General features: G+C 46.7%; 10 protein-coding genes and 1 pseudogene. 4 read left to right on the top strand and 7 right to left on the bottom strand.

Going from position 1 to position 8,064, the window contains the following annotated elements; genetic code table 11:
* On the bottom strand, positions 1-1,072 hold a 1,072-nt coding region (locus tag J7K79_RS09265; RefSeq protein WP_296907933.1), incomplete at its 3' end, for a flagellin.
* 161 nt (positions 1,073-1,233) lie between these two features.
* On the opposite strand from J7K79_RS09265, the gene J7K79_RS09260 reads away from it, so the two are divergent.
* Together J7K79_RS09260 and J7K79_RS09255 are read left to right on the top strand one after the other, a co-directional pair.
* Positions 1,234-1,992 (top strand): acyltransferase, encoded by a 759-nt coding sequence (locus J7K79_RS09260; protein ID WP_296907930.1) that lies wholly within the window; start codon positions 1,234-1,236, stop codon positions 1,990-1,992.
* 2 nt (positions 1,993-1,994) lie between these two features.
* The gene (locus J7K79_RS09255; protein WP_296907929.1) at positions 1,995-3,191 is read left to right on the top strand and encodes a glycosyltransferase family 4 protein; all 1,197 of its coding nucleotides are present in this window, start codon (positions 1,995-1,997) and stop codon (positions 3,189-3,191) included.
* Between the two features lie 60 nt (positions 3,192-3,251).
* Here J7K79_RS09255 and J7K79_RS09250 read toward each other — a convergent pair.
* The 3 genes and pseudogenes from J7K79_RS09250 to J7K79_RS09240 form a co-directional block, all read right to left on the bottom strand.
* Positions 3,252-3,458, bottom strand: a pseudogene (locus J7K79_RS09250) (zinc ribbon domain-containing protein); the annotation flags it as partial.
* Positions 3,386-3,583 carry a hypothetical protein gene (locus J7K79_RS09245; protein WP_296907927.1) on the bottom strand — a complete coding sequence of 66 codons (198 nt, stop codon included), beginning with the start codon at positions 3,581-3,583 and terminating at the stop codon, positions 3,386-3,388. The pseudogene J7K79_RS09250 and the gene J7K79_RS09245, both read right to left, overlap by 73 nt.
* A gap of 55 nt (positions 3,584-3,638) precedes the next feature.
* Positions 3,639-4,013: a transposase gene (locus J7K79_RS09240; protein WP_296907925.1), complete on the bottom strand. Its 375-nt coding sequence runs from the start codon at positions 4,011-4,013 to the stop codon at positions 3,639-3,641.
* A gap of 110 nt (positions 4,014-4,123) precedes the next feature.
* On the opposite strand from J7K79_RS09240, the gene J7K79_RS09235 reads away from it, so the two are divergent.
* Together J7K79_RS09235 and rpsB are read left to right on the top strand one after the other, a co-directional pair.
* On the top strand, positions 4,124-5,371 hold the full coding sequence (locus tag J7K79_RS09235; protein WP_296907923.1) for an MFS transporter: 1,248 nt from the start codon (positions 4,124-4,126) through the stop codon (positions 5,369-5,371).
* A 139-nt stretch (positions 5,372-5,510) separates the two neighbouring features.
* On the top strand, positions 5,511-6,290 hold the full coding sequence (gene rpsB, locus J7K79_RS09230) for a 30S ribosomal protein S2 (RefSeq protein ID WP_296907936.1): 780 nt from the start codon (positions 5,511-5,513) through the stop codon (positions 6,288-6,290).
* Positions 6,291-6,309: 19 nt separating this feature from the next.
* Here rpsB and J7K79_RS09225 read toward each other — a convergent pair whose 3' ends face one another.
* The 3 genes from J7K79_RS09225 to J7K79_RS09215 all read right to left on the bottom strand — a co-directional run.
* Positions 6,310-6,630 (bottom strand): YbjQ family protein, encoded by a 321-nt coding sequence (locus J7K79_RS09225; protein WP_296907920.1) that lies wholly within the window; start codon positions 6,628-6,630, stop codon positions 6,310-6,312.
* Between the two features lie 13 nt (positions 6,631-6,643).
* Positions 6,644-7,390, bottom strand: a complete 747-nt coding sequence (locus tag J7K79_RS09220) for an ABC transporter permease subunit (RefSeq protein ID WP_296907918.1) — start codon at positions 7,388-7,390, stop codon at positions 6,644-6,646.
* A partial coding sequence (locus J7K79_RS09215; protein WP_296907915.1) for an ATP-binding cassette domain-containing protein occupies positions 7,380-8,064 on the bottom strand: 685 nt, incomplete at its 5' end. The genes J7K79_RS09215 and J7K79_RS09220, both read right to left, overlap by 11 nt.

The raw sequence follows: 8,064 nt of genomic DNA, 5'->3' as shown, positions 1-8,064 counted from the left end.
TGTCTGCATCTCTGATTCTGCTTTCTGCAGCTGTCAGGTTTTCTGCAGCAACACCGAGGTTGGAAATAGTGTGTTCAAGTCTGTTCTGTACAGCACCCAGTGCAGCCCTTGCAGTGCTCACTCTGTGAATGGCGGCATCTATGACCATTATCGCTCTTTCAGCAGAATCCTGAGAAGTGACGTCGAGAGAAGCGGTTGTCAAACCAAGAGCTCCGGAACTCATATCATCGATTCCTGCAACCATGTTATGTCCTTCGTTGGTTCCAATCTGGAAGACAAGCTGAGAAGCTGTTGTATTTATAGCTTCAACTCTCACAACTGCACTGTCAACTATTTCTCCAGACGGCAGTGCTCCTCCGAAGTCATCTAAATCAAAAACGGCATCCCACTTGAAAACAATAGTACCAGTAGCATTAGTGGTACCAATAGCAAAAGTAGCCTGCCCATCACTTAAGCTTACAATAGTAAAAGCAGTTCCACCAGCTGTGAACAGGGTGATTTTAACATCAAGACCAGATGTAGCAGTCCCAGAAAGCTGACCAACTTCTATTACGTATGTTCCTTCCTGTGCGGTGCTGCTAACAGTTCCAAGCTCTACGTCTATGTTACCACCGGTCACGACTTTGGCGTCAACTTCACTCCTGAAGCTTTCAAGTTTTCCATCGAGAAGTTTCTTGGTGTTGAATTCTGTTGTTCTTGCGATTCTATCGATTTCTTCTCTGAGCTGATCGATTTCTTTCTGAATCTGCTCTCTGTCAACGTCGGTATTCGTATCGGATGCTGCCTGAACTGCGAGTTCTCTCATTCTCTGAAGAATAGAGTGAACTTCTGTGAGTGCTCCTTCTGCTGTCTGGATCAAGGAAATGGCGTCCTGAGCATTCTTAATTGCCATGTTCAAACCCCTGATCTGACCTCTCATCTTTTCGCTTATCGCAAGACCAGCTGCATCGTCACCAGCTCTGTTGATCCTCAAACCAGAGGAGAGTCTTTCAAGGGTTTTACTCATGCTGTACTGAGTCTGATTAATGCTTCTCCAGGCGTTCAATGCACTGATATTATGATTGATCCTCATAAACCGCTCACCTCCGTGTGAAGGTTTTTACTTCCCTGTACCCGGCGCCGGGTTTTTCCATCATATTAATCGGAAAGACGGAGGAGAATTTTAATGTTAAATGTTTGTAAACCCAGAAGGTGATAGAATCTACCTTGAAAAGCTTGCAGGGAGGGAGAGAGGTGGGTTTCATATCTGATAGCGCAAGGATCGGGAAAAACGTGAAACTGGGTCACGATGTAGTGATAGAGGACGGAGTTGTCATAGGAGACAATGTTACTATTGGCCACAACGTGATCATCAAGGAAGGAACCGTGGTGGAGGGAGGTTGTGTTATTTTCGATGGGGCAATTCTTGGGAAAAAGCCTTTTAAATCGTCTATATCTGCTATTACAGAAGAGAAAAAACTGCCACCTTTGAGGGTAGGGAAGGGAGTGACCATAGGAGCGAATTCTGTGATATACCGCGGAAGTGTGTTGGGGGATTTCGTGTTCGTGGGGGATCTTGTGGTAATAAGAGAAGAAGTGGAAATAGGAGATCACACCGTGGTAGGAAAAGGAGTGACTGTAGAGAACAAAACGAAGATCGGAAAGTACGTGAAAATAGAAACGAACGCTTACATCACCGCACTATCAACGATAGAGGATTACTGCTTTGTGGCTCCCGAAGTGACGTTCACGAACGACAATTTCCTTGGAAGAACGGAAGAAAGGAAAAAATTCTTCAAAGGACCCACGCTCAAGAAAGGTGCCAGAGTGGGGGCGAATGCTACCATACTTCCTGGAGTCGTAATAGGGGAAGATGCCCTGGTAGCAGCAGGGGCAGTTGTAACAAAAGACGTTCCTCCGAGAAAGATCGTGATGGGGATCCCAGCCAGGGTAATCAAAGATGTCCCAGAAAATCAGCTTCTTGAAAATCAGCTTTACTACAAGGAGGAATGAGATTGACCCTTGCCATCCTCAACCACTATGCTAGCATTCCGGAGATGGGAAGTGCGGAAACAAGGCATTTTGAACTTGCAAGAAGATTCGTAAAAGATGGCCACAGCGTGGACATCTACGTTGGGGATTTTTCGCACCTCGTAGGAGAAAGGTGGAGCGAAACATTCGGATGGCGTTTTTCAAAAGAGGGTGTGAACTTCATCGTCGTGAAAACAAGGGAGTACTCTGGAAACTCGCTACACAGGTTTCTTTCTTCTTACGATTACTACAGGAACGGAAAGAAGTTGATCGTTCAAAAAGACTACGATGTGATCATCGCCTCCTCACCGCACCCATTCTCCTGGAGCCTTGGGTGGTACTATGTGAGAAAGAAGAAAGGAAAGCTCTTTCTTGAAGTCAGAGATGTCTGGCCCGACGATCTTGTAGAGCTTGGTTCTATCTCTTACTTTCACCCTGTCTCGAAAATCTTTGACTTCATGTGCAGAAAGTACTATCCGAAGGCTGAGGGAGTCATTTCTCTTGTTCCGGATCTTTCAAAGCACTTTGAGAGGCTGAGAGTGCATCCCGAAAAGCTCGTTTTCATTCCAAACGGTGTAGATCTGAACCGTTTCAAAGATTTCGAGCACTGTTTTGAAGTGGAAGAAATTTTCTCCAGAGTACCGGAGAAGAAAGTGAAGGTTCTCTACGCGGGATCAATCGTTCCACACAGTGGAATAAAAGAGTTTCTTGAGATGCTTACGAGGGTAAGGAGTGATGCAAAGGAAAAATTTGTTTTCATCTTCGTAGGTCCTTCTCAGCCAGACTACTTCGAGGAAGTGAGAAAAATTTCCAGAGAGCTTCAAAACGTCTTTTTCTTCGATCCTGTTCCCAAAAAGTGTGTTCCATTTCTCTTTCAAAAGGCGGATTTCCTTCTCTTCACCCTTTCTCCCACCACGATGAACCACCCCGCGGTGAGCTCCTACAAGGTGATTGATTACATGGCGTCTGGAAAGCCTGTTTTGTGCGTTGATGTGGAAGGTCTTCTGTTCAAAGAAACAAAAGGAGCGATCTTCTTCAACAAAGAGAATTTCGAAGAGGTTTTAACGAAGATGCTCACAGACAGTTACTCCCATCTTGGTCAAAGAAACATAGAGTACGTTGAGCGTGAGAGGAACTGGGACCGTCTTTACGAAAAGTTAAAAGAATTCATCTTCTCTTGAAACACGAGGTTAGGATAGAATATCTTATGCTGCATATTTTGAAGCCAGGAGTGTTATGCGTCAGCTACTCTCCCCTGAAGGGGGAAAGCCTGCTCGGCTCTTCTGACAGAGGGGAGCATCAGGCTGGCTGACAAACAGTCCCTTTAAATGCTCTTGGTCTTTTACAAGCACTCTCAAGGCTATGTTTATAGCTCCTACTGTGTCTGCTTGCTCTTCGTAGCCACAGTTTTTGCACTTGGACACTTCTCTATGACTTGGTCCGTTGTCTTTGAAAACAAAACCGCATACAGGACAAGTCTGAGACGTGTATACTGGGTCGACTTTTTGATGGGATCGTCGATTTTACCCTGTCTCAGGTATTCGTAGTGCTTGTTCCAACCATAGATTCGCATCCACTCGATGTGGTCCTGCAGAGTGCTCAAGGAAACATGCCAAGCCCCATCGAATCTATTTGAAGGATGCAGTACGATTGTAGGTGTACTTTGCGATCAAGGGTTTGCGCTTGGGAGACCTGTTCCAGAATTTCTTTGCAGCCTTGGAATCTGGTTTTCTGCGCTTCAGCTCTTTGTATTGTACCTGGAGCATCTGATATATCGAAGCTGCTTCGCGTTCTGCGTTGATGGCAAGTTGAGCAGGAAGATTGAAGCGCTCTCTGATTACGCTGTAATAGAGCCTGCGCAGCTTCTGAATGTTGGTGGTCTTGCCTTTGAGCTTCTGCTCCAAAACAAAACTCGCAGCTTCTGTGTAAGCTACTGCTGTTTCAAGAAGCTGTCTCTTTTGTTCTCTGGTCAGCTCCAGCTTGAATCTGCAGGAGAGTGTCATTTGGATTCTTCACACTTCGACCATATTTTAATACCCGTGCGAAAGGAGGTGCAGGTGGGCTGCTCCTCCTAATCCCCTGAAGGGGATGGACCTCCGCAGCCCGGGTTTCTATGAAGCATCTCACGGAGAGAGACTACCGCTGGAACTTCATCGTCAACTCTCTAGATAACGCCTTTTTCAGTCTCGGAATGACCCTTGGTTCTATCTTTACGCTCTTTCCCGTTTTTGCCAAAAACCTTGGGGCGTCGAATGTGGAGCTTGGCCTCATTCCAGCCATTGCAAACCTTGGCTGGGGCATTCCGGCAATATGGGGAGCCAAGTACGCCGAGAGGTCCCCAAAGAAACTGAACTTGGTGCTCAAGGTTACACTGGGAGAAAGGCTTCCATATTTCCTCATGGCGCTGATCAGCTTCTACCTTGCTGTTTCCTCGCCGAAATTTGCTCTTTACCTTTCCATTTTGATGATGGGTATCGCCACGTTCTCTATGGGGTTTCTGGGACCACCGTGGATGAGCATGATAGAGAAGGTCATCAATCCAAAAAGAAGGGGCACTTTCTTTGCTATGGGAAACGGTCTGGGAGCAATCCTGGGGATCGGTGGTTCTATCATAGCGAAGGACTTGCTTGCAAACTATCCGTTTCCGAGAAACTTTGGGTACGTGTTTCTCACAGCGTTTGTTTTCTTCATGGTGTCTTTCGTCTTCTTGGCACTCACCAGGGAAGTACCCGATCAGATCACTCCGGTGAACGAACCCATATGGAACTACATAAAGAATATGAAACATGTATTTCTGGACAGAAACTTCAGAAATTTCTTGATAGAGAGAATCATTACCAGTTTCATGTTCGCCTCCAGTGGTTTCATCACTGTGTATCTGCTGGAGAAATTCTCACTTCCAGACGATGCAGCAGCGGTGTTCACAGCGATAGTTCTTGCATCCCAGGGTGTTTCGTCGTTCGTGTTTGGCCCTTTGGGTGACAGAAAAGGACACAAATTGAATCTTCTCTTCAGCAAGATTTTCTATTCTCTTGCCGTTTTGATAGCGTTCTTCTCAACAGATCCAGTACACGCTTACCTTGTTTTTGCTCTGGTTGGACTCGTCAACACCACAAACAACGTGGGAAACATGGCGATCACACTGGATTTTGTCTCTGGGAAAAGGAAGGAGCTCTACATGGGGTCTCTGTACTTTTCCATCGCACCTTTTTCTTTCATAGCCCCGCTCATTGGTGGCAAGATGGCAGACGCCTTCGGGTACGGCTCTCTCATGGTTGTCACGGGTTTGATAGGATCGTTTGCGTGTTTTTATGTTGTGAAATTCATCGTGGATCCAAGAGTTCAGAGTAGAAGCAATTGAAAATTCTTCTCTTCGATGATAAAATCCCCAAGGGACTTATCACACACGCTCCTGGATCCCACCCTCGGTGCCTGTAAAAAGGCCGGTGTGGGTGTGAAGGGAGCGGAGGGTCAAAACCAAAAGGATGGAGGTGTTGTTCGTGGCGGTTGTCACCATGAAACAGCTCCTGGAAGCGGGAGTACATTTTGGACACAGAACGAGAAGATGGAACCCGAAGATGGCTCCTTACATCTACACAGAGAGAAAAGGGATCTACATCATCGACCTTCAGAAGACCCAGCAACTCTTAGAGGAAGCCTACTACTTCGTGAGGGAAAAAGCCAGTGAAGGTGCGACGATTCTCTTTGTGGGAACGAAAAAACAGGCCCAGGGTGTCATAAAAGCGGAAGCGGAAAGGTGTGGGGCCTTCTACGTGAACAACAGATGGCTTGGCGGACTCCTCACGAACTTCAAGACGATCAGGACCAGAATCGACAAGCTCATCGAACTCGAGGAGATGGAACAGAGTGGAAAGCTCGACGAACTTCCGAAAAAAGAGCAGAGTAGAATAAGAAGGGTGCTGGAAAAACTCAGAAAGAACCTGGGTGGACTCAAGGAGATGAGGAAACTTCCCGATATCGTCTACATAGTGGATCCGAGAAAAGAAAAGATCGCCGTTGCCGAGGCTAACAAACTCGGTATTCCCATCGTGGCCATAGTTGATACGAACTGTGATCCTGATCCGATCGATTACGTGATCCCGGGAAATGATGATGCGATCAGATCTATAAAGCTCATCACCTCCGTTATCGCGGATGCGTACCTCGAGGGAAGAGAAGGAGCTCCACTCACGACAGAGGAAACACCGGAGACCGAAGAAACAACCGAGGAGATGGCAGGAGAGATCAACCTGGAAGATCTGGAAGAAGAAGAGGTGTGAAAGGGGCACTCTCGCCCCTTCAAATTTTTTCCAATTTCACAGCGGTTCCGTACGCAAGGATCTCCGCTGCACCACTCATGATTGTGGAAGAAGAGTATCTGAACCCTATCACCGCGTCTGCTCCAAGTTTTTCTGCTTCTTTCATCATTCTCTCCACGGCGATGTTTCTTGCCTCTGTGAGCATTTCGGTGTAACCCTTCAACTCACCACCGGCGAGAGTTTTCAGCGCGGCGGCTATATCCCTTCCCAGATGCTTCGACATCACAACGTTTCCTGAAACCACGCCAAGGATCTCCTTCACCCTGTATCCTGGCACCTGTTCGATGGTGGTGACTATCATTCTCCACACCCCCTCAGAAGTCTTTCACTTCAAGAATTTTACAGGAAAGATAGGCAAATACCACTCCAATCAGAGTGTAAGACAGTGACGGCCACACTGTCATCTCTCCCCTCAAGATGTAGAGGTATGTGTTCAGGATGGACAGAGGTTTTATGAACCCTCCGAGTATTGTTGTTCCCGCAAGGAGGGCGATCGAGACAATGAGGGGTTTGACCTGGTCAGAGAACAGCACGGAAAGAAAGATGGTGATGGAGAACCACATAAAGAGTCCTATCGTTTCCACAAGGAGATAACGAAGCACTTGATTCGTATCCAGTGACTTGCCGATGATCCAGCTGACAGGCAGTGGAAGAACAGCGAGTACGAAAAGGGCCAAAAAAGTGAAAACAAGCGGGATGAAAAATTTCACGGTAAAAAGCTTTCTTCTGGTAACTCTCACCAGCAGAAGTTCCATCGTTTCGTTCTCTATTTCTCTTGCAAACACAGGAAAAGCCATTATGATCGCAAATATAGGAACGAACTGTCCCAGATTTTTTCCGTACCACTGGGTGATGATGTAGAAGTTCCAGTCAGAAAGCTTTTTCATGAACTCGTCTGTGACGCCGAACTTTTCCAGAACGTTTTTCGGGGCACTCTTGACGAGCTCAGAAAGGCTCTGCGTGTAGTCCTTCATGACAACAAGAAGGATGAAGGTTCCCAGGAGAATGAAGAACATCACAAAAAAGCGCACCCTCATATCCCTGAACTCTTTAGTGAGCATCTTTCTCACCCCTCACGATGGACTCGAAGATGTCTTCAAACGAGGCATCTTCCACCTGGGCGTTTTCTGGTATCTCCTCTTTTCTCATCAGGTAGACCTTCTCCCCACTCTTGAGAGTTCTCAGAAGATAGCCGCTCAAAGTATCCTTCGAGACGACGAGCTTGTAGGAGGACTTTATATCATCAAGATTCCCTGAGAGGATCACTCTCCCTTCCTTCATGATGGCAACTTTGTCTGCTATCTTCTCCACTTCTGCGAGTACATGACTGGTGTAGAGAACTGCTTTTCCGTCGTAAGTGAGTGACCTTACGTGTTCGAGGAGGTCGCTTCTCACAAGGGGATCGAGTCCCCAGGTGGGTTCATCGAGTATATAGAGGTCCACGTCTTCTGCGAGAACAAGAGAGAGATAAAGAATCGTTCTCATACCGTGTGATAGGTTCACCACCTTTTCGTTGAGGTCTATCTTGTATCTTTCGAGCATCTCGAGGGATCTTTCTTCATGAAAGTTCTTTCCGATTTTTCTGAAGAGTGATACTATCTCTTTCACCTTGAGATAGGGGTAGAGCCTCTTTTCCTCTGGAAGGTAGGTGAACGTACCGTTCAATTCGATCTCTCCGGCAGATTTCTTCCTGAGGCCTACAATACACTTTAAAGTGGTGGTCTTTCCCGCACCA

Source organism: Thermotoga sp., from assembly GCF_021162145.1.
Classification (GTDB): domain Bacteria; phylum Thermotogota; class Thermotogae; order Thermotogales; family Thermotogaceae; genus Thermotoga.
This window is presented reverse-complemented; position numbering and strand designations above follow the sequence as displayed.

Bases quoted from the DNA above. Each gene is read 5' to 3' on its own strand.
- J7K79_RS09245 (WP_296907927.1), bottom strand. From the start codon at position 3,583: ATGCGAATCTATGGTTGGAACAAGCACTACGAATACCTGAGACAGGGT.
- J7K79_RS09240 (WP_296907925.1), bottom strand. From the start codon at position 4,013: ATGACACTCTCCTGCAGATTCAAGCTGGAGCTGACCAGAGAACAAAAG.
- J7K79_RS09235 (WP_296907923.1), top strand. From the start codon at position 4,124: ATGAAGCATCTCACGGAGAGAGACTACCGCTGGAACTTCATCGTCAAC.
- J7K79_RS09225 (WP_296907920.1), bottom strand. From the start codon at position 6,630: ATGATAGTCACCACCATCGAACAGGTGCCAGGATACAGGGTGAAGGAG.
- J7K79_RS09220 (WP_296907918.1), bottom strand. From the start codon at position 7,390: ATGCTCACTAAAGAGTTCAGGGATATGAGGGTGCGCTTTTTTGTGATG.